The sequence below is a fragment of the Nonomuraea sp. NPDC005983 genome (assembly GCF_040614375.1).
Lineage (GTDB): Bacteria > Actinomycetota > Actinomycetes > Streptosporangiales > Streptosporangiaceae > Nonomuraea.
The window spans coordinates 1-19,487 of sequence record NZ_JBEXUP010000051.1; the positions used below are offsets into that span (position 1 = coordinate 1).

23 protein-coding genes are annotated in these 19,487 nt (G+C 69.7%); 7 read left to right on the forward strand and 16 right to left on the reverse strand.

Features of this window, described 5'->3' with window-relative positions; all coding sequences use genetic code 11:
• Positions 1-110: 110 nt before the first annotated feature.
• From ABZ297_RS22375 to ABZ297_RS22385, 3 genes are read right to left on the reverse strand one after another with little or no spacing between them, the layout of a single operon-like run.
• Positions 111-710 (reverse strand): AAA family ATPase, encoded by a 600-nt coding sequence (locus tag ABZ297_RS22375; protein ID WP_355349244.1) that lies wholly within the window; start codon positions 708-710, stop codon positions 111-113.
• A gap of 35 nt (positions 711-745) precedes the next feature.
• The gene (locus tag ABZ297_RS22380) at positions 746-1,105 is read right to left on the reverse strand and encodes a hypothetical protein (protein ID WP_355349247.1); all 360 of its coding nucleotides are present in this window, start codon (positions 1,103-1,105) and stop codon (positions 746-748) included.
• Positions 1,102-1,458: a hypothetical protein gene (locus ABZ297_RS22385; RefSeq protein ID WP_355349250.1), complete on the reverse strand. Its 357-nt coding sequence runs from the start codon at positions 1,456-1,458 to the stop codon at positions 1,102-1,104. The genes ABZ297_RS22380 and ABZ297_RS22385 overlap by 4 nt, the downstream gene beginning before the upstream one ends.
• A gap of 143 nt (positions 1,459-1,601) precedes the next feature.
• Here ABZ297_RS22385 and ABZ297_RS22390 point away from each other — a divergent pair, with 143 nt between their 5' ends.
• Positions 1,602-2,237 carry a CAP family protein gene (locus ABZ297_RS22390; protein ID WP_355349253.1) on the forward strand — a complete coding sequence of 212 codons (636 nt, stop codon included), beginning with the start codon at positions 1,602-1,604 and terminating at the stop codon, positions 2,235-2,237.
• Between the two features lie 195 nt (positions 2,238-2,432).
• Here ABZ297_RS22390 and ABZ297_RS22395 read toward each other — a convergent pair whose 3' ends face one another.
• A complete protein-coding gene (locus ABZ297_RS22395; RefSeq protein WP_355349256.1) occupies positions 2,433-3,545 on the reverse strand; it encodes a hypothetical protein in 1,113 nt (370 codons plus the stop codon).
• Entirely contained in the window at positions 3,542-3,892 is a 351-nt protein-coding gene (locus ABZ297_RS22400; protein ID WP_355349259.1) for a site-specific integrase, read from the reverse strand. The genes ABZ297_RS22395 and ABZ297_RS22400 overlap by 4 nt, the downstream gene beginning before the upstream one ends.
• Positions 3,893-4,065: 173 nt before the next feature.
• Here ABZ297_RS22400 and ABZ297_RS22405 point away from each other — a divergent pair, with 173 nt between their 5' ends.
• Positions 4,066-4,368 (forward strand): DUF1524 domain-containing protein, encoded by a 303-nt coding sequence (locus ABZ297_RS22405; protein WP_355349262.1) that lies wholly within the window; start codon positions 4,066-4,068, stop codon positions 4,366-4,368.
• Between the two features lie 68 nt (positions 4,369-4,436).
• Here ABZ297_RS22405 and ABZ297_RS22410 read toward each other — a convergent pair whose 3' ends face one another.
• The gene (locus ABZ297_RS22410; RefSeq protein ID WP_355349265.1) at positions 4,437-5,168 is read right to left on the reverse strand and encodes a hypothetical protein; all 732 of its coding nucleotides are present in this window, start codon (positions 5,166-5,168) and stop codon (positions 4,437-4,439) included.
• Between the two features lie 385 nt (positions 5,169-5,553).
• Between ABZ297_RS22410 and ABZ297_RS22415 the strand changes: the two genes are divergently transcribed.
• Both ABZ297_RS22415 and ABZ297_RS22420 read left to right on the forward strand, forming a co-directional pair.
• Positions 5,554-6,732, forward strand: coding sequence for a histidine kinase (locus ABZ297_RS22415; RefSeq protein ID WP_355349268.1), 1,179 nt, complete (start codon positions 5,554-5,556; stop codon positions 6,730-6,732).
• On the forward strand, positions 6,729-7,334 hold the full coding sequence (locus ABZ297_RS22420; RefSeq protein ID WP_355349271.1) for a response regulator transcription factor: 606 nt from the start codon (positions 6,729-6,731) through the stop codon (positions 7,332-7,334). Before ABZ297_RS22415 ends, ABZ297_RS22420 begins: the two co-directional genes overlap by 4 nt.
• Here ABZ297_RS22420 and ABZ297_RS22425 read toward each other — a convergent pair.
• From ABZ297_RS22425 to ABZ297_RS22435, 3 genes are all read right to left on the reverse strand, one after another.
• Positions 7,250-7,543, reverse strand: coding sequence for a helix-turn-helix domain-containing protein (locus tag ABZ297_RS22425; protein WP_355349441.1), 294 nt, complete (start codon positions 7,541-7,543; stop codon positions 7,250-7,252). The two genes, ABZ297_RS22420 and ABZ297_RS22425, sit on opposite strands and share 85 nt — an antisense overlap.
• Positions 7,544-7,664: 121 nt before the next feature.
• Entirely contained in the window at positions 7,665-8,312 is a 648-nt protein-coding gene (locus ABZ297_RS22430) for a TetR/AcrR family transcriptional regulator (RefSeq protein WP_355349273.1), read from the reverse strand.
• A 208-nt stretch (positions 8,313-8,520) separates the two neighbouring features.
• On the reverse strand, positions 8,521-8,841 hold the full coding sequence (locus ABZ297_RS22435) for a thioredoxin family protein (protein WP_355349276.1): 321 nt from the start codon (positions 8,839-8,841) through the stop codon (positions 8,521-8,523).
• A gap of 141 nt (positions 8,842-8,982) precedes the next feature.
• Between ABZ297_RS22435 and ABZ297_RS22440 the strand changes: the two genes are divergently transcribed.
• From ABZ297_RS22440 to ABZ297_RS22450, 3 genes are all read left to right on the forward strand, one after another.
• Positions 8,983-10,839 (forward strand): LamG-like jellyroll fold domain-containing protein, encoded by a 1,857-nt coding sequence (locus ABZ297_RS22440; RefSeq protein ID WP_355349279.1) that lies wholly within the window; start codon positions 8,983-8,985, stop codon positions 10,837-10,839.
• A 260-nt stretch (positions 10,840-11,099) separates the two neighbouring features.
• The gene (locus tag ABZ297_RS22445) at positions 11,100-11,573 is read left to right on the forward strand and encodes a GNAT family N-acetyltransferase (RefSeq protein ID WP_355349282.1); all 474 of its coding nucleotides are present in this window, start codon (positions 11,100-11,102) and stop codon (positions 11,571-11,573) included.
• Positions 11,570-12,451 (forward strand): hypothetical protein, encoded by an 882-nt coding sequence (locus ABZ297_RS22450; RefSeq protein ID WP_355349285.1) that lies wholly within the window; start codon positions 11,570-11,572, stop codon positions 12,449-12,451. Before ABZ297_RS22445 ends, ABZ297_RS22450 begins: the two co-directional genes overlap by 4 nt.
• Before the next feature lie 72 nt (positions 12,452-12,523).
• Here ABZ297_RS22450 and ABZ297_RS22455 read toward each other — a convergent pair whose 3' ends face one another.
• Genes ABZ297_RS22455 through ABZ297_RS22485 form a run of 7 tightly spaced genes read right to left on the reverse strand, consistent with a single transcriptional unit; the run spans position 12,524 to position 19,480 of the window.
• Positions 12,524-14,122, reverse strand: a complete 1,599-nt coding sequence (locus tag ABZ297_RS22455) for an ABC transporter ATP-binding protein (RefSeq protein WP_355349288.1) — start codon at positions 14,120-14,122, stop codon at positions 12,524-12,526.
• Positions 14,119-15,153, reverse strand: a complete 1,035-nt coding sequence (locus tag ABZ297_RS22460; RefSeq protein WP_355349291.1) for a serine hydrolase domain-containing protein — start codon at positions 15,151-15,153, stop codon at positions 14,119-14,121. The genes ABZ297_RS22455 and ABZ297_RS22460 overlap by 4 nt, the downstream gene beginning before the upstream one ends.
• Entirely contained in the window at positions 15,150-15,602 is a 453-nt protein-coding gene (locus ABZ297_RS22465; RefSeq protein ID WP_355349294.1) for a GNAT family N-acetyltransferase, read from the reverse strand. The genes ABZ297_RS22460 and ABZ297_RS22465 overlap by 4 nt, the downstream gene beginning before the upstream one ends.
• 38 nt (positions 15,603-15,640) lie before the next feature.
• Positions 15,641-16,807, reverse strand: a complete 1,167-nt coding sequence (locus ABZ297_RS22470) for an anhydro-N-acetylmuramic acid kinase (RefSeq protein ID WP_355349297.1) — start codon at positions 16,805-16,807, stop codon at positions 15,641-15,643.
• Positions 16,804-17,703, reverse strand: coding sequence for an N-acetylmuramic acid 6-phosphate etherase (gene murQ / locus ABZ297_RS22475; RefSeq protein WP_355349300.1), 900 nt, complete (start codon positions 17,701-17,703; stop codon positions 16,804-16,806). Before murQ ends, ABZ297_RS22470 begins: the two co-directional genes overlap by 4 nt.
• The gene (locus ABZ297_RS22480; protein ID WP_355349303.1) at positions 17,700-18,527 is read right to left on the reverse strand and encodes an ABC transporter permease; all 828 of its coding nucleotides are present in this window, start codon (positions 18,525-18,527) and stop codon (positions 17,700-17,702) included. Before ABZ297_RS22480 ends, murQ begins: the two co-directional genes overlap by 4 nt.
• On the reverse strand, positions 18,524-19,480 hold the full coding sequence (locus ABZ297_RS22485) for an ABC transporter permease (protein WP_355349306.1): 957 nt from the start codon (positions 19,478-19,480) through the stop codon (positions 18,524-18,526). The genes ABZ297_RS22480 and ABZ297_RS22485 overlap by 4 nt, the downstream gene beginning before the upstream one ends.
• Positions 19,481-19,487 lie beyond the last annotated feature (7 nt).

A 19,487-nucleotide genomic window follows, 5' to 3' on the forward strand; every position in this document is an offset into this window, starting at 1 on the left:
TGCTTCGCCAGCCACTGGGCGGGCGTCACACTGTTGTCGGCGGCCATCGTCTGGTTCTCCTTCGATCTTGAACTTGCTACTCGAAGGATCACTCGATGGCCGTCTTCATTTCACGACGCCACGCCTGTGACCAGGCCAGACTCGTACACCACTCCCGCGGACGCAACCCTGCCTGACTCTGTTCGACGCGGCCTGAGGAGCTCTGCGCCCCGCAGGATTTGCTGCACGATCTCCTCCAGTGGGCTGTTCTCCCCGATGATCGTCTCGGAGCCGTCCGGCAGCACGTCTCGCTCTATGTACCACTGCCGCATCTCGATGGCGCTGAACTGGGAGCGCTGAGGCCGGGTCTCATGCCTTCGTAGCGTCTCCTCCCAGGAGACGTCGAGGTAGTAGGACGAGGTGCTGCCGAGATGATCGCGGCGCAGCGCTTGGAGCATCTCCCCGTACCGGCTCGCAGTGAGGATGCCCTCCAAGATCACGTGATAGCCAGCATCCAGGGCGTGACGACACATGATGTCGATCAACCCGATGTTGACCGCCCCTGGCTTGTCCAGCTCGCGCAGGATGTCACGTCGCACCACGTCCTGGCTGATCAGGGCCAGCCCGCGGCGACCGTAAACCTCTCGCAGGGCTCTGGCCACGCTCGACTTACCCGAGCCAGAGTTACCGCGAATGACGACGAGTGCCGTTTCAGGTGAGCCTGTTCGCACGCGGTCACCGTAGCGGCTCTTTGCAGACAGCGAGGTCACATCCAGCCCCGCGACTCCGACACTGCCCGTGGCTTGCCGTCACAGGCGCCCCGACCTGCCCGGTCTTGTGGATTGAGCTCGGGGCGGCGATGTGTTCCACCCCATCGGGGGTATCCCGCGTCTACCCCTGCGGTGTACAGAACATATCCGCTGGGCGAGAACGCGCCGCCCTCGGGCCCGGCCGGTCCCTGCTCGCCCCGCGCCCCGGGCGAGCCCTGAATGCCGGGGACGGCGAGGTCGAGCTCCACCACCTGGTGGTGCTGCTCGATCGTCAGCGAGATGCCGCCGTCCTGCTCCACCGTCAGGGCAGGCCCGGCGGGCTGCTGGACGACGAACTCCACGTCCGGGTGGCTCATCGTGTCACCTCGCCGGTCACACGGACCGCGCCGGCCAGGAGGCGGAGCGGGCGGCCGCCGGCGTCCACGAGCTCCAGGTCGGACACGCCGATCCGCCACGTCCAGGCGGCGGACGTCTCCCCGGGGATGTGCAGCGCTACCTTCCCCGCGGCCGCGTCCGTGATGGCCAGGCCGCCGGTGGCCAGGTCGTACAGGAGGGGAGCGTCTGCGCCGTGGTGGGCGCGCACGTGGGCGCGGACGGTGCAGCCGGTCAGGTCGAGTGGCGGATGCCCGGAGGCTTGGGAGCGGACGGTGAGGACACGGTCGTAGTCGGTGCCCTGCTCGATCAGCAGGTCGTAGGTTGCCGCGGCCATGAGCGGCATGGTGGCGGCCGGTGGGGGCTTGCGTCCTGGCCCGAGATGCGTGAAGGGCCCGCCCCCGTGTGGGCCTGGCGACACGTTCCTTAACGACAGGCTGAAATGCCAGCACGGCGACCGCCTGCCGGGAAAATGATCAGGTGGACGATGACGTCCTCCCCTTTCCTCCTGGAGCGCTCGTGTTCAAACGCTTGGTCATGTCCGCCGCCCTGGTCGGCTGCACGCTCATCGGCGTAGCCGGGCCGGCCCAATCGGCGGCCCGCACCCCCGCACGGCTCCTCACCGCAGACGCCTTCCAACAGGACTGCCTCGATGCACACAACACCTACCGCGCTCGGCACGGGGTACCGGCGATGCAGAGCGACCCGCAGATCGTCGCATTCGCCCAGAAGTGGGCCGCCGAGATGGCCAGGACGAGGAAGTTTGAGCACAGCACAGCTGATGTAAGGCTGCCACTCCACCGAGATGGTAGCTGGGGAGAGAACACGTTCTACTCCATGTCCTCCGCCCCCGGCCAGGTGGTCTCCTGCGCTGAGGTCGTGAAGGGCTGGTACGACGAGATCAAGGACTACGACTTCAACAACCCCGGCTTCTCCCAGAAGACTGGTCGCTTCACCCAGGTGGTGTGGAAGTCCTCAACCAAGTTGGGCTGCGGGCGGGCCACCACCAGCGCAATTCCCGGCAGGACCGAGACGTACATCGTTTGCGACTATGCCCCGTTGGGCAACCTTGCCACTGCCGATCTCTTCAAGGAGAACGTCTTTCCGGGTAGGTAACCCGAGCGGGTGGGAAGCAGCGCCGCTGCTCCCGCCCACCGAGTGGCTGACCGACCAGTGCGGTGAATCGGCGGGCGAAGGCGGCCCGGGAGAGTTCGGCCTGCCAGCAACCCCGAACTGGCCCTACTGACTCTCGGCGAGATCCGACGCCTGCTCATTCGACTGCTCATCAGGACCGCTCACACCGAGGGGGTACTACTGGCGGCTTCCGAAATCGCGGAGAAACGGGTCCCGTTCCCATGTGGACAGCAGGCTCGAAGGGATCGTGAGGTCCCGCGCGGAATCCTGGCGGTTCGAGCTGGCGGCGGGCCGGTACCGATCGGTGTCCCTGTGCCAGCGGTACGAGCCGGCAGCCCAGCCCTGGATGGCTTGGGCATGCCGCAGGACGGCACGCTGAGTCTCAGGATCCGCATGCAGGTCGTGCAGCGCTTGCGGGAGGTCCGTCTCGACGTTCTCTTCGAGAGTCCTGACCCGGCCCGTCAGGATGCGGTCAACGAAGGAGACCGCATCCTTGAGGGAGACACCGAGGAGTTCCTGGGCCACGTGCACGATGTTGTTCCTCGCGACGCCCTCGCGGACTTCCTTGGGATAGGACACGATGTCGTTGTGCAGATCGACCGTGTCCCGGAATGAGTCGATCAGCACAGTGAATGGCCGGGTGCCCCGGATGTCATCGGGGATCTCCCAACCGAGCGAGTGCTCCATCAGTAGTGCGCTGCACCCGGCCGCCCCGTAGTCGCGGCGCATCTCGGTCTGCTCGATGAGGTCGGGAAACCGGTGGCGTTCGAGGTTCTCTATCTCCCACAGCGACGCCTCCAGGAACTGCCGTACGGACCTGGTGTACAGCAGGCGCCACGGAATCGATACCGAGGGCGCCGTGCGGCGCCACAGGTCGGCCAGCGCACGTTCCACAGGATGCTCGGCGGGTGGCACCAAGCCGGGTGTCATGATCGGCATGAATGCCATCAGGCGCTCGATACGTTGCAGGATCTGCTCCCGGTTACCAAGAGCTTCACACCCGGCGCTGAAGACGTCGTCCAGGCACCAGATGAGGCTGTGCCAGCCAGACAACAGCTCCAGCTCCTCGGCACAGGCATGGGGATAGGTCCAGGCGGTGAACCGGGTGAAATCCGCCCTGTCGAAGGTCTCCGCACTCCAGCCGCCGTGGTCCGAGTCGGTGCCCAGCGGCTCAAGCAGACCCACAGCGCATGCCCAGGCGCGAACTCGCGGACGGACCGCCGCCAGGTGCGGATTCACCCTGGCCTGGAACGGCATATAGAACAAGGGGAGCTGGAAGGCGTCCGTCAACGCGGCCTCCTGGATGGTGCCGTCAGTTCGAGGTCACGCTCGCTGGGGCGTGGAGCGGTGGATTGCCAGCCACTCGGCAGATCAAGGAGCGCGATATCGCCCGTGAGGCTACTGGTTTCCAGCTTCGATCGGGTCGCGGGTCTTGGCGACGCATTCCCGGTCAGCCTGGAATCGTCTGATCGGACGACCGTCCGGCGGCCGCCCGCATCCAGGAAGGTCCACCACAGCTCCAGGCCCTTTGCATAGCTCTTGACGGTGTTGGGCGAGCGGTCGGTCGAGCGCAGGAACTGCAGGTACCGCTCGACCGGTTCGACGACTCGATAGTCCTCACCCAGCACGGTCCACACCGCCCCCTCCGGAGCGACAACCCGTTGTGTGAACGCCATATAACCCTCTGTCGCAGTCGTTGGCGGCAGCACCCTACGGCATCGGATATCTCTCCGCTGACGAACACGGAACTCAGTCAAGATGGCCTGTCGCTAATGTCAGCGGCGCTCCTTTCTGTACGGGATAACATCTAGTGCCGCTAGCAGAAGCCTGGGACTCCGGCGTCTACGCCTGGGATGCCGCCCAGCGCCAGGACTACGCCAACGACCTGCGTGAACCATGGCACCTCGTTGCGGTCACCGCCCGCGCCAACCGCCAAAAATCCGACCAAGACCCTGCCACCTGGCAACCCCCGTACGAACCGGCCCGCTGCCGGTACGCCGCCGAGTGGACGGCGATCAAAACCCGCTGGCAACTGAGTGTTGATCCTGCTGAACAGCAGGCTCTCAACACCGTCGCGGCCGCATGCTCCCCGACCAGCGTCTCCCCGAGCTGACCGACAATCAGCGCTGACCCCCGCAGTCGCCGCACATCTGTGGCATCCCGCCCCGCCACCCCGTGGGCCTAGGTAGCTATTCGGGCCGGTGGTCGAGGTGGATCAGCTCGGGCGGCAGGGCCGGGAGGGCAACTCCTCGGGCGCGCATCGTCTCGCGCAGGCGGGCGAGCAGTTCCTCGGCGTGGCCGGCCTGCTCGGTGTGGAGGGTGCGCGGCGTCCTTCCACGCGTTCCTGTGCGGCTCGGTGTCGTCGTCGGCGCGGGCTCGGGCGGCGGCCGCGCGGGTGCGGGACGTCCAGTCGGCGAGCACCTTGTGGTGGTCGCGCAGGAGCCGGAGCTCGGCGCGCGGGCCGTCTCCGTCGTCGTCCTGGTCGTCGGGGAGGGGCGCGGTGCCGTCGAGCCAGGCGAACGTCTCCAGAGGTTCGGCCTCGACGCCGGGCAGGATCTCCACGCTGTCGCCGGCGAGCGGAGTGAGCAGGGCGAGCGGCGGCACGTCCAGCGCCTTGGCGACAACGAGCAGCTCGGGGACGCTGATGGTAGCGCGCTGGCCGAGTTCGAGCTTGGCGAGGTTGGATCGTTCGACGGGGTAGCCGAGGCCGCGCGAGCGGGCGGCGATGAGGATGCGGCGGAAGGTGCGCCGGGATGTTGGCGAGTACCGGCGGACGATCACGTGCCAGGGCGCGGTCCGAGTTGCCGGCGGGATATTCCACGCCTGGAGCGGGGCGGGGTCAGGGGCTCGCTCCTTGATGAGGCGGGGCAGGTAGGGCGGCACGATGCCCGCACTCGATGCGAGATCGCCCATCAGCCCGAAGGGCTTGGTGGGGTCCGCGGCTCGGATCAGGTCATATAGTGTGCTAGCGGTCCGGTACCGTGCGCCCGGACGGAGACGAAAAGGACGGCCGCGGTGGCCCGCCGACGTATGGCACTGTCATGCGTAAGTCGTGCGGAACGCCGACGACCTCATAACGGACGACACTGGGGAGCGAACCCGCGCGGCGGGAGTGCGGAGACATGACTCACGATCGCCCCGACTCTCCAACAGGTTCCGCACGTCCTGCCGGTTCGATCACCATGCTGATCCCCTGTGCGCTGCGCACGCGCCGCACCGGGCCCGGGCCGACGCCTACGAACCGCCCCTCGCTCGAGGCTTCAGCGGCACCATGAGAGGCACGGGAAAGTGGCCGGTGGTGAACGCACGCCGGTTCGAGAGCTTCGTGCGCTGGTCTACATACGCCATCGTCTCCACCCCGATCTCCACACTCCCCGGCGGCCTCGTCAGCGCCCAGCCGCTCACCACGGAGAACGTCGCCCTGGTGAGCGCTGTGGCCGTTGTCACGTCGGCACTGGTGTGTTGCAACATCGCGGTCAGCCGATGGAGCTTCAACGCCCTCGAAGGAGGCGGCAAGCGCCTCCCGATCGTCCTCGTCGTCACGTGGCTGCTCCTGCTCGCCGCCGTCCTCGCGGGGGCCGCCGTCCTCCCGATACCGGCCATGCGGGTGGTGGCGGCCACTGCGATCGCCTCAGCGGCCGCGAGCATCGTCCCCATCCTCAACGCCCGCCGCACGCTACTTCTCAACGTCGCGATCCTCGTGCTCGCCATGCCCCTCGTGGCCGTCTTCCAGATCGCGTTGCTCGTGGTCTGCATGACGCTGGTCAGCGCCGTCCTGTGGATCTGTTGGTCCAGCGTGTGGATGCTGAGCGTCCTGCGCGAACTGCAGGACTCACACGAGGACCGTGCTGCACTCACCGTCGCAGAGGAACGCTTGCGCATCTCCCGCGACCTCCACGACGTGTTCGGCCGCACGCTCACCGCGATCGCCGTGAAGAGCGAGCTCGCCTCCGAGCTCATCCGCCGCGGCCGCGACGACCGCGCTGCCGCGGAACTGAAGGAGGTGCGACGACTGGCCGACGAGGCGGGCACGGAGGTCCGCAGGGTCGTCCGAGGCAACCTCCAGACGACGTGGGAAGGCGAAGTCTCTGGCGCCCGCGCACTCCTGGGTTCGGCCGGCATCACCTGCACGGTCACCGGCGAAGCGGTACCGGCACCCTGCGCAGAGGCGCTTGCGTGGGTCGTCCGCGAAGGCGTCACGAACGTCCTACGTCATTCCTCGGCGACACAGGTGACACTCACCACAACGATCGACGCCGGCGAGGTCCTCCTCACGATCGCGAACGACGGAGTCAGTGACAGCAGTCCCGCCCGATCCACCGCGGACGATTCCGCCCCCTCGGACCCAAACGCCGGCACAGGACTTCGGGCGATGTTCGACCGAATCCGCGCGATCGGAGGGCGCGCTGAGACCCGACGGGACGGGAACTGGTTCCTGCTGGAAGCCGCCGTCCCCCTACCGAAAGAGCCCGAATGATCCGCATCCTGATCGCCGACGACGAGCACCTGATCCGCGAAGCGATCGCAGGTCTGCTCGAACTCGAGGACGACTTCGAAATCGTCGGCCAGGTCGCCTCAGGCGACGAGGCGCTGAAGACCGCGCTGCGTCTGCGCCCCGACGTGGCTCTCCTCGATCTGCAGATGCCTCCGCCCGACGGCATCGAGGTCGCCCGGCAGCTCACGAACCAGTTGCCGGAGTGCCGCAGCATCATCGTGACCTCCCACGGCCGGCCCGGGTACCTGAAATCCGCGCTCTCGGCAGGCGTCCGCGGGTTCCTGCCGAAAACCACCTCATCGCGCAATCTCGCACAAGTCGTCAGGAAGATCGCCGCGGGCGGGCGGCATGTGGATCCAGAACTCGCAGCCGAGGCGATCGGTGCGGGCGACTCGCCCCTGACTCCGCGCGAAGCCGACGTCCTCGCGCTCGCGCGCGACGGCGCGCCCGTGGATGAGATCGCGCAGCGGGTGTCCCTGTCACGGGGGACAGTGCGCAACTACCTTGCCGCCGCCATCGCAAAGCTCGGCGCTTCGAACAGGCACGAGGCGGCGCGCATCGCCGCCGAGCACGGCTGGATCTGACGAACCGCCTGGCCTCGAAGATCGATCGCACACTCACGGGGTGGGGAACTCGGCGTGAGTATGGCCCGTGAACACGACCACGGGTCGCCAGATTCCTTCGCCGGGAAGTGCCGGTGGACGGTGCCGGGGCCAACGCCCGCGCGGCGGGCGATCTCGTCGAGCGAGACGCCGAGGCCCTCCGTCGCGAACAGCTGCTGCGCGGTCCGCAGGACCCGCTCGCGATTGCGCCGCCGGGTGAGCTGAGATCAGGATCTCCTGCGCCTCCCTGGCGCGGATCGCCGCCAAGACCGGCATCCCCTCACTTCACCGGTACCCGTCGACCGCGCCTGCTCAGTGCGCCAGCAGGTCGTCCAGTTCGGCCGCGAAGAACATGGCGGGGTCGAATCCCATTCCGGTGAAGTGGCCGGCGAGTTCCAGGGACAGGACACCGTGCAGCCGGGCCCAGAAGCTCAGGGCCCGGTGCAGGACCGCGGGCGAGGCTGGGTGGCCGTCCGCCCAGTCGCGGTGGTCTGCCAGGTGTGCGTCGAACGGCGTCGCGGGACTGTCCGAGGGCAGCGCGATGCAGGCGTCGAGCAGGATCGCCATGGTCTCGGACGAGATGAGCGTGATGTCGTCGGGCGCGTGGTAGCCGGGGACGGGGGTGCCGTAGATGAGGAGGTACCGCTGGGGGTCCTCCAGCGCCCAGGCGCGCAGGGTGTGTGCCAGTGCGGCCAGGTCGGCGCCTGCGGCGGAGGCCGAGCGGAGAGCGTCGGCGAGGCTTCGGTAGGCGTCTTTGATGAGCTCGGTGATCAGTTCGTCGCGGCTGGCGTAGTAGCGGTAGAGCGCGGGCCCGCTCATGCCCATCTGCTTGGCGATCGCATTGAGGGAGAGCGCGGACGCCCCGGTCGTGGCGATCTGCTCCCGCGCGCGTTCCTTGATCTCCGCGCGTACAAGAGTCCGGTAGCGCTCGCGGGGGGTCTTCGTGTCCGTCTCCGCCATGACCTGCCACCTTCCCCGCACGTGACGCTACATCTTGAAGGTTTCGTTAGAGGCTACCACGAACCTTATGGACGCTCCCTCTTGGCGCTTTCGTCGGGTTGATCGCCGCCGCGTCCGCCGCGCTCATCGTGGCCATCCTTCGAGCCCGCCGGCGCTGAAGGAGCGTGCCGGCCATGTCCCTTGCCTCCCAGGAGACGTCACGGGACCATCACGTGAACGGTCGGGAGGCTTCGTCCAGTGCCCGGCGTAGCGCAGGCACCGATGGGGCGCCGTCGAGGGAGCCGTCCTCGCCCCTGAACAGCCGGCAGGACACGCTGAACGGGACATCTGGGGCGGCGAACGGGTCGACGCCGTCGATCAGCAGGGTCGGTGAACCGCGCATCCCGGCCCGCTCCGCCTCTTCCTGGTCGCTGATCACCTTGCGGGTCACCGTCACGTCCGGCCTGCCCGCCAGCGCCTGCTCCACGCGCTCCTCCATCAGCGGCCCGTTCGGGCAGCCCGGCACCGCCAACACCGTCAGCTCCAGCATGAGTGTGAGGTTCCTCTCTCAGGTCGGCGGTGCCATCTCGAGGACCGCACTCATTCACTCGCGCGCCCGGACTCCGTCATCCGGCCATGTCATCGTCGCTCCGCCTCCCCAGTATCCGGGGAGAGACGGAAGGAACCACACGTGAGAACCAGTCCCGGTCCCATGCTGCCCCGGATCGCGGCCGCCGTACTGGCAACCGCCGCGATCGCCGCGTCGGCGATATTAACGCCCCCCACCGCGCCGGCGAGCGCCCAGTCAGCGGAGCGCACCGACCCCGCGAACCCGCGCTTCAGCATCGCCGTCCTGCCCGACACCCAGTACTTCTTCGACGGAGACCCCGGCGACACCGCGCCGCTCGACGCCGCGGTCCGCTGGATCGACCGCAACCGCGAAGAAGAGAACATCGTCTTCACCACCCAGCTCGGGGACATCACCGAGAACGGCGCGAAGGAAGAGTTCGCCGAGGCCGACAAGGTGTTCCGACCGCTGGACCTGAAGCGCATCCCGTACAGCGTCCTGGCCGGCAACCACGACATCAAGGCGAGCACGGGCGACGACCGCGGCCCCAGCCCCTACCTGGACACCTTCGGCCCGCAGCGATTCCGCAAGTCCCCGGCGTTCGGCGGGGCCTCCCCTGACGGCTACAACACCTTCCACACCTTCACCGCCGGCGGCCGCCAGTGGCTGGTGCTGGCGTTGGACTGGAAGCCGTCGGACGCCACGCTGACCTGGGCGCAGGACGTCATCGACCAGCACCCGAAGATGGCGGTCATCCTCACCACGCACGACTTCGTCTCGACGGAGGAGCAGGCGGGGCAGGCCGTGCTGTCAGGCAACGGCGAGAACATCTGGAACAAGCTGGTCGCGAAGAAGGACCAGATCTTCCTGACACTGAACGGACACTACTGGCCGGCTGGTCGTACGACGCTCAAGAACGCCGCCGGTCACGACGTGCACGCGCACATCACCAACTACCAGGACCGCTACTACGGCGGCAGCGGCATGATCCGGCTCTACCGGTTCGACCTGGCACGCGACACGATCGACGTCGAGACGTTCTCGCCCTGGATCATGGACAAGCCAGCGCGCGACCGCAACCCGCTGGAACAGCGCGAGATCGAACTGACGGACCCGGCCAACCGCTTCTCGGTGCCGATCGACTTCACCGAGCGCTTCGCGGGCTTCGCGCCTGAGACTCAGCCGGCGCCGCGCCCGGCCGAGGCGATGGTCATCCCCGGCACCGTCGCCTACTGGCGGTTCGACGAGCGGCGCCCGGACGGCACCGCGGTGCCCGAGAACACCGCGGTGCGGGACCTGTCGGGGCGGGGCAACGACCTCACCCGGGTGACCATTTCCGGCAGCGGCGCGGACGCGCTGACCTTCTCCGGCGAGCACCATCCGGCCCAGCCTGGTCACGGCAGCCTGCTCTTCAACGGCTCGAAGAATCCGGCCCGCGGCGCGTACCTGCGGACGTCCGACAGCGCGCCGCTCAACAAGGAGACGTTCGAGCGCGGCTACACCATCGAGGCGTTCATGAAGCTGCCCGCCGACTGGAACTCCTCCCACGCGTGGATGGGACTGCTCAGCCGCCTGGGGGCCGGTGCGGACGCCGGTCGGACCGGCAGCGACCCGCTCGAACCGGTCGGCACGCTCAACATCAGCGACGGGCACGGCGCCCAGTGGGCGGTCTTCCCCCAGCGCAGGGACGACATCTCCACCAACTGGAGCCACGAACTGCCGACGGACACCTGGGTTCACGTGGCGGTGGTCAACGACGGGCGCCAGAACGTCATGTACATCGACGGAGCGAAGGTGCTGCGCAACCCGTCCACGCCGGCGGTCGGCATCGCGACGGCGGGCAAGCCGTGGCTGGTCGGCGCGACGACGTATGACCGGGTCGTCGAGCAGGCCTTCTACGGCAGGATCGGCGACATCCGCATCGTGGACCGCCCCCTGCGCACCGAGCAGTTCATGACCGCGGTGCCGCGCGGCGACTGATCGGGGCGTGGCACGCCGAACTCCGGGGCGGGGCCGGCCTCGCCCCGGAGGAACGGGCCAGACGGGTCATTCGGCCTTCCAGGTGCGCGCGTCACCGTCCTGGACCACGCGGCCGAACTGCACATCGGCGAAGTGGAGGCCGACGCCGAGGGTGTCGGAGGCGCCGAGCTCCTCGACGAGGCGGCGCCGGACCCCGGTGGACGCGGCCGGGGCGTGGTCGTCAGCGGGCTGTTGAGATAATCCAGCGCGTGAGTACGAGCATGAGGGCGGACGGGATCGCGCCGACGTGGGTGCTGCGTCCCGCTGGGCCGGAAGACGTCGAGGTGATCGCGGAGTTGCGGGCGACGGTGATGCGCCCGGACCTGCAGCGGCTGGGCAGATTCGACGAACGCAAGGTGCGGCAGCGTCTGCGCGATTCGTTCTCCGCTGAGTACACGTCGGTCATCGTGGCCGATGGCGCTCGTGCGGGCTGCGTGACGTTGCGGCCGGCCGCGGATGGATGGTGGCTGGAGCACTTCTACCTCGCCCCGGAACACCAGGGCCGCGGCCTGGGTTCGGCCGTCCTGCGGGCTCTGCTGGCGCGAACGGATGCCGAAGGCGTGGTGGTCCACCTGAACGTCCTGCAGGGGAGTGCCGCGCAGCGGCTGTACGAACGCCACGGGTTCACCGTGGAGACCCAGGACCCGATCGACGTCTTCATGGTGCGACAGCCGGCCGCGAGCAGGCCTGCATGACCACGCACGGATTCACGCTCACCGCCGAGGGCCCCTTCGACTTCGGCGCCTCGCTGCGCTTCGTCGAGGACTGGCCGGCCACCAGCGCGCTGCCGTCCGACGGGCGGGCGCTGCGGTTCGCCTACTGCGCGGAGTCCGACTGGCTGCCGATCGGCGTGAGTGTGACGGCCGCGCCGGGCGGGGTCGCCGTCGCCACGACGCGGGCCGCGGGGCCGGGAATCCGGGGCGAGGTGGCGCGGATCCTCTCCCTTGACGTCGACGGCGCAGGCTTCGCCAAGCTCGGCGAGGCCGAGCCGGTGCTCGGCGACCTGCAGCGGCGCAGCCCCGGCCTGCGGCCGGTGTGCTTCTGGAGCCCGTGGGAGGCGGCGTGCTGGGCCGTGATCGTCCAGCGCTCGTCGATGCTCATCGCCTCCCGGATCAAGCAGCGCATCGCGGACCGGTACGGCGCGAAGGTCACCGTGGACGGCCGGTCGTACGCGGCCTTCCCGCCGCCCGTCACGTTGCTGGAGGCCGGCGGCCTCGGCCTGCCCGTGCAGAAGGAGGAGTGGCTGCGCGGGCTGGCCCGCGCGGCGCTCGACGGCGTGCTCACCACCGAGCACCTGCGCGCGCTCGCCCCGGAGGAGGCCCTGGCCGAGCTGCGCGCCCTCCCGGGTGTGGGGCCGTTCTCCGCGGGACTGATCCTGATCCGCGGCGCAGGCGCGCCGGACGCGTTCCCGGGCGACGAGCCGCGCCTGTTCGCCATCCTGCGCGAAGCGTACGGCCTGCCGGAGGACGCGCCGTCGGCGGCGTACCGGAAGCTGGCCGAGGCGTGGCGGCCCTACCGCTCCTGGGCCTCTTTCCTGTTCCGGGCCTCCACCTACGGCGTCATGGACGACTGAGCGCCTTTCGTCGTCAGACAGTGAAGGCGCCGCTCAGCAGCGCGACACGAGCGTGGCGGAGCAGCGCGTCCGCTACTGGGGTGCGGGGATCGCGGCCAGCAGCTCGCGGGTGTAGTCGGCGTTGGGGTGCTCGAAGATGTCGTCCGCGGTCCCGCTCTCCACGATCCGCCCGCGCTGCATCACGTGGACGGTGTGCGAGAGCATGCGGACCACGGCCAGGTCGTGGCTGATGAACAGGTAGCTGAGCTTCAGCTCCCGCTGCAGCTCGGCCAGCAGCTCGAGAATCTGCGCCTGGACGAGCACGTCCAGGGCGGAGACGGCCTCGTCGAGCACCACGAGCTCGGGGGAGAGGGCCAGCGCCCTGGCGATGGCGACCCGCTGGCGCTGGCCGCCCGACAGCTCGTGCGGCAGCCGCTGCGCGAGCGAGGCGGGCAGCGAGACCTGGTCGAGCAGGCCGGCGACGGCCTGCTTGCGGCTGGCCGCGGTGCCGACGCGGTGCACGCGCAGCGGCTCGCTGATCGACTTCTCCACGGTGTAGCGGGGGTCCAGCGAGGCGTAGGGGTTCTGGAAGACCGGCTGCACGCGGCGGCGGAACGCGAACAGCTCGCGCCGTCCGAGCGAGGTGACGTCGGTGCCGTCGAAGCGGATCTGCCCGGACGTGACGTCGTCCAGGCCGAGCAGCAGGTTCGCGGTCGTTGACTTGCCCGACCCCGACTCGCCGACGATGGACACGGTGTGGCCGCGGGGGATGCTGAAGCTGACGCCGTCGACCGCGGTGAACTCCGCCGCGCTGCCCCTGATCGGGAAGACCTTGCGCAGGTCCTCGATCTGGACGAGGTCGTGGGCGTCCTGCGGCGGCTCGGCCAGCCGCACCGACGACAGGCTGGGCACAGCGCGCAGCAGCCGCCGGGTGTACTCGTGTTGCGGCTCGGCGAGGATCTCGCGCGCCGGGCCGCCCTCGACGAGCTCGCCCTGGTACATGACGGCGACGACGTCAGCGCGCTCGGCGGCCAGGGCGAGGTCGTGCGTGATGAGGAAGACGGCCGTGCCCATCTCGGCGGTCAGCTCGGCGAGCTGGTCGAGGATGCGCCGCTGGACGGTCACGTCCAGCGCGGACGTCGGCTCGTCGGCGATGAGCAGCTTGGGACGGCAGGCCAGCCCCATGGCGATGAGCACGCGCTGCCGCATGCCGCCGGAGAACTCGTGCGGGTACTGGCTGATCCGCTGCGCCGGGTCGGGGATGCCGACCATGTCCAGCAGCTCGATCACGCGCGCGTGCGCGGCCTTGCCGGAGGCGACGCCGTGCACCTCGAGGGCCTCGGCGATCTGGTCGCCGATGCGCATGAGCGGGTTGAGGTTCGACATCGGGTCCTGGGGGACGAGCCCGATACCGGCTCCCCGGATGGCGACCATCTCGCGCTCGCCGGCCTCGGCCAGGTCGCGCCCGTCGAAGAGCACCTGGCCGCCGGTGATGCGGCCGTTGTCGGGCAGGAGGCGGTTGACGGCGGCGGCCGTGGTGGACTTGCCGGAGCCCGACTCCCCGACGACCGCGACGGTCTGGCCCGGCATGATGTCCATCGAGACGTTCTTCACGACGGTGACGTCCTGCTTGCCGCTGCGGAAGGCGACCGACAGGTCACGGATGGCCAGGAGCGGCGTGCTGCTCGTCATGTTGTCCTCGATCGTTGTGTGGTGGCCTTCAGCAGGTCGTGCCAGAGGACGTCCGTGGGCACGGGCGCCCCGTCGACCAGCAGCCGGTTGCTGACCATGACCAGGGAGATGTCGCGGTCGGGCACGAAGCCGATGGCGCCGCCCACGTAGCCGGGATGGCCGAGCACGGTGACGGTCTCGTCCCGGACCTGGAGGTCGTATCTGCGGAAACCGAGCGCCTGCTGGGCGTCGGGGCCCGGCGCGAAGAACTCCCGCGCGACCTCGGGCCGCCACAGCCTGTCGTGCTCGCGGTAGCGCGACAGCGCGGCGCAGTAGCGCAGCAGGTCGGGGACGGTGGAGAAGAGCCCGGCGTGTCCCGAGACGCCGCCGAAGGCATGGTGGGCGTTGCCGTCGCTGACCTGCCCGATCACCGGTTCCAGGCGCCACCCGGCGAAGTCGGCGCTGCGGAACGGAACGGGGTAGGGCTGCTGGGAGTCCAGCATGCCCATTTCGACCCGGTCGTCCCGCGCGCTCATGGCCACCTGCGGGCCCGCCGGGCGGGCGTACCGGGTCGAGGTCAGGCCGAGCGGCTCGGTCACCAGCTCCGCCACGGCCCGGTCGAGGGGCAGCCCCGTGACGGCGGCGACGACCTGCCCGAGCAGGATGAACCCGAGGTCGGAGTAGTGCCGCTCCTGGCCGGGACGGTAGCGCGGCGGCGGCAGCTCCCGCTGGATGTAGAGCGGGTACCACTCCCACAGCCCGCCCCTGTGCAGAAGCAGGTCCCGCACGGTGATGCCGTCGAAGCAGCCGGGCAGGTGGCGGCGCACCGGCGCGTCCAGGTCGACGAGGTTGTCGGAGACGAGACGGATGAGCGCCGTCGTGGTGGCGACGATCTTCGTGATCGAGGCGAGGTCGTGGTGGGTGTCGAGGGTCATCGGCGCCTCGCCGACGCGGACGCCGTCCTCCCAGCGCACGGTGCGATGACCGGCGCACTCGGTCAGCTCGAACCACGGGGTGCGCGCCGCGGTCACGATGCCGGGCGGCACGGTCACGCCAGCTCCTTCGTCAGCCGCAGTTCGGGCTCGCCGAACTCGGGCGTGACGCGTTCGGTTCCGTCGGGAGCCCAGCCCTGGCGACGGTAGAACCCGATCGACGGCAGGTTGTCGCGGAACACCCACAGGAACGCCGTGGTGGTTCCGGCCGACGCCAGCGCGTCCTCCGCCGCTCCGAGCAGTCGCGCGCCGAGCCCTCCGCCCTGCGCCCCCGGGTGCACGTAGAGCGAGTGGACGGTGTCGCCCGAGAAGCGCGTGAGACCGCGGACCCGGCCGTCGTCCTCCGCCACGACGGCCGGCTTGCCCGTCCACAGCCCGCGGGCGCGCTCCGCGGACATGGCCGACACCAGGCGCTCGGGCAGCACCCTCGGGTAGCTCTCGTGCCAGCAGGCGAGGAAGACCTCGACGATGCCGTCCACGTCGTCAGGGGTCGCGGGGCGCAGTCTCATCGAGCCACTCTCATCGGCCCACTCTCATCGACTCAGTCTCATCGGCTCAGCGTGAGCGAGCGCGGCCGGTCGGCGATCGGCGCGGGCAGGACGAGCGGCCCGGCTCCCGGCGTGAGCGTGCCGAGGACGCGGGCGGCGCGCGCGCCCGTTCCCGCGGGGACGGTTCCGGGCAGGCCGTGCGCGGTGCACCAGCCGATGAGGGCGAAGGCGATCGCCTCCTTGTCGTCGGCGGGAGCGCCGTAGTCGTCGGAGAGCGCGACCGTCACGCCGGAGAGCGCGTCCCGCAGCCCCTTCATGAGGACGGGGTTGCGGCAGCCGCCGCCCGAGACGACGAGCAGGTCCACGCCCGCGGCCAGGACGTCCCTGGCGACCGTCCGCACGGTGAGCTCGGTCAGGGTCGCCACCAGGTCGGCGTCGGAGACCGAGTGTCCCGCTTTGGCGAGCGCGTCCTCGACGTAGGCGAGGTGGAACAGTTCCTTGCCGGTGCTCTTCGGCGCGGGCAGCAGGTAGTACGGCTCGTCGAGCAGCACCTCGAGCAGGCGCTCGTCGACCCGTCCCGAGGCGGCGATCCGGCCGTCTTCGTCGAAGCCGCGCCCGCTCAGCCCTCTGCTCGTCACGACGGCGTCCACCAGCGCGTTCGCGGGGCCGATGTCGTAGGCGTACAGCTCGTCGAGCCCGCGCACCACCGTCATGTTGGCGATGCCGCCCAGGTTGAGCGCGGCGGCGCTGCCCGGGTGCCCGGCGAGCAGCAGGGAGTCGAGGACGGAGACCAGCGGGGCGCCGTGCCCGCCCGCCGTGATGTCGCGGATGCGGACGTCCGACAGCACCGGGGCGCCGGTGCGCTCGGCGATCCACGCGGGCTGGCCGATCTGCAGCGTGCCGAGCGCGTGCGCGCCGTCGACCCAGTGGAACACCGTCTGGCCGTGCGAGACGACCAGGTCCACCGGCCCGGCCTGCTCGATCGCCGCGGCGGCGGCCTCGGCGAAGCTCTGGCCGATGAGCGTGTCCAGGACGCACACCTCGGCGAGCGTCGTCGGCGCGGGAGGCAGCGCCTCGACCAGCCTGGCGCGCAGCTCCGGCGGGTACGGCGTGGTGGCGGTGTGCTCGACCCTGCCGTTCAGCACGCCGCCGGCGAGGTCGAAGTCGACGACGGCGACGTCGATGCCGTCATGCGAGGTGCCGGAGATCATTCCGAGGACTCTCATACCTGCTCTCCTAGCGCGGCCCGCAGCCGCCCGCCGCTGCGGGCCAGCCGCGCCGCGGCGTCCTGGGGGCTGAGGTCGAAGCGGGAGGCCACGACCGCCTGTTTCACGTTGAAGCCGTTCTGGCTGAGCACCGCCAGCGCCTGGTCGCGCCCGGCGCCCGTGATGGTCCGGACGATGCCGACGGCGCGCTCGCGCAGCTTGCCGTTGCTGGCCTTGACGTCGACCATCAGGTTCCCGTACGTCTTGCCGAGTTGCACCATGACGATCGTCGAGAACATGTTGAGTACCAGTTTCTGCGCGGTGCCCGCCTTGAGCCTGGTGGAGCCGCTGATCACCTCCGGGCCCACGAGGACCTCGATCGCGTGCTCCGCCTCCTCGCTCAGCGGGCTGCCCGTGTTGCACGACAGGCCCACGGTCAGCGCCCCGCGCTCCCGCGCGCGCCGTACCGCGGCGAGCACGAACGGGGTGCGTCCGCTCGACGCGATGCCCACCACGGTGTCGAGCGGGCCGATCCCGGCCGCGTCGACCGCCGTGACGGCGGCGTCCTGGTCGTCCTCCGCGCCCTCGAGGGGGGAGACGATCGCGCCCTCGCCGCCCGCGATGATCGCGAAGACCTGCTCGGGCGGGGTGCCGAAGGTCGGAGGGCATTCGGACGCGTCGAGCACGCCGATCCGTCCGGGGGTGCCCGCGCCGACGTAGACCAGCCGTCCGCCCGCCTTCATCCGCTCGGACGTGGCCTCGATCGCCGTCGTGATCTCGGGCAGCGCCTTGGCGACCGCGCCGGGGACCGTGGCGTCGGCCCCGTTCATGGTCGCGGCGAGCTCGGCCACGCTCATCTTGTCGATGCCGGAGAAACGGGGGTCGGTCGACTCCGTCGTCAGATCTGAGAGGTTCACCGCTTGCCTCGGTTTCTCGGGTCGAGAGTGTCGCGAAGGCCGTCGCCGACCAGGTTCAGGCCTACCACCAGCAGGACGACGACCGCGCCCGGCGCGATCAGCGTCCACGGGGCCACGAAGACCAGGCTGCGCGCCTCGAAGATCATCGATCCGAGGGACGGGGCCGGAGGCGGCGTGCCCAGGCCGAGGAAGCTCAGCGACGCCTCGGTGAGCACCGCCCATGACAGCGACAGGGCCACCTGGATGACGATGATCGAGGTGATGTTCGGCAGCACGTGCCGCAACATGATCATCCATCGGCTCTGCCCGGTCGAGGTGGCCGCCTTGACGTACTCGATCTCCCTGAGCGAGAGCACGGGGCCTCGGGTGACCCGGATGAAGATGGGCACGTAGACGATCGCGATCGCGACGGCGATGGTGAACCAGTTGCGGTCGAACACCGAGGCGAGCGAGAGCGCGAGCAGCAGCGGCGGGAAGGCGAACAGCACGTTGGTGACCCCGCCGATGGCCCCGTCGGCGAAGCCCCGGTAGAAGCCCGACACCAGCCCGCCGAGCGTGCCCACCACCGTGGAGAAGGCGACGGCGACGACCGCGATGAGCGCCGAGTTGCCCACCCCTGCCGCCACCCTGGAGAAGACGTCCCTGCCGAACTGGTCCGTCCCGAACAGGTGGTCGCCCGAGGGCGACAGGAAACGCGACGGCGGGTTCTGCGCGATCGGGTCGTGCGGCAGCAGGCCGAAGTACGACAGCAGCGCGACGACCGCCAGCAACGCGAGGACGACGCCGCCGATCAGGCTGCTGGGGCTCTTGCGCAAAGCGTTCATGAGGCGCGCACCCGCGGGTCGATGATCCGGTAGAGCAGGTCCGTCAGCAGGTTGACGATCACGAACGCCAGCGCGATGACCAGCACCGTGCTCTGCACGACCGCGTACTCCTTCTGCTGGATGCCCAGCAGCACCTGCCTGCCGATGCCGGGAACGGAGAAGACCTGCTCGACCACCACGGCCCCGCCCAACAGGTAGCCGAACTGCAGGCCCGTCATCGTCACGATGGGCACGAGCGCGTTGCCCAGCACGTGCCTGACCTGAAGGCGTCTCGGCGGTACGCCCTTGGCTCGCGCGGTGCGGACGAAGTCGTTCGAGCGCACCTCCAGCACGGCGGTCCGCGTGGTGCGCTGGATCGGCGCCGCGATGCCGAAGCCCAGCACGAGGGCGGGCAGGAACATCTGCTGCAGGTTGAGCAGCGGGTCGTCGAGCAGGCCCGCGAACCCCTGCCCGTTCGGGTTGAAGCCGAACGAGGCCGCCAGCACCGACAGCAGCGTCGTGGCCAGCAGGAAGGCCGGGATCGACAGCCCGCCCAGGCTCACGACCTGCCCGAGAGCGTCCCTGGGCGAGTTCGTCCTGGACGCGGCGAGCATGCCGAGCGGGACGCCGATCAGCAGGGCCAGCACGATGGAGAACACCGCCAGCTCGAAGGTGACGGGCAGCGAGTGCAGCGTCAGGTCCAGCACGCTCTGCTGCGAGCGTGCCGAGTAGCCGAAGTTCCCGCTGAACATGTTGCCGAGCCAGGAGAAGAACTGGGTGAACAGCGACTCGTCGAGGCCGTAGTAGTGCTCCAGCGCCACCCGCTGCGCAGGGGTGAGCGCGGCGGCCTCCGTGCCGAGCCCCGCGGTGATCTGGTCGCCGGGAATCGCCCGGAGCATGACGAACACGAACACGGCCACCCCGAACAGGGTGCCGAGCACGCCCGCCACGCGCCGGACGACGCGGTTGCGCACAAGTGCT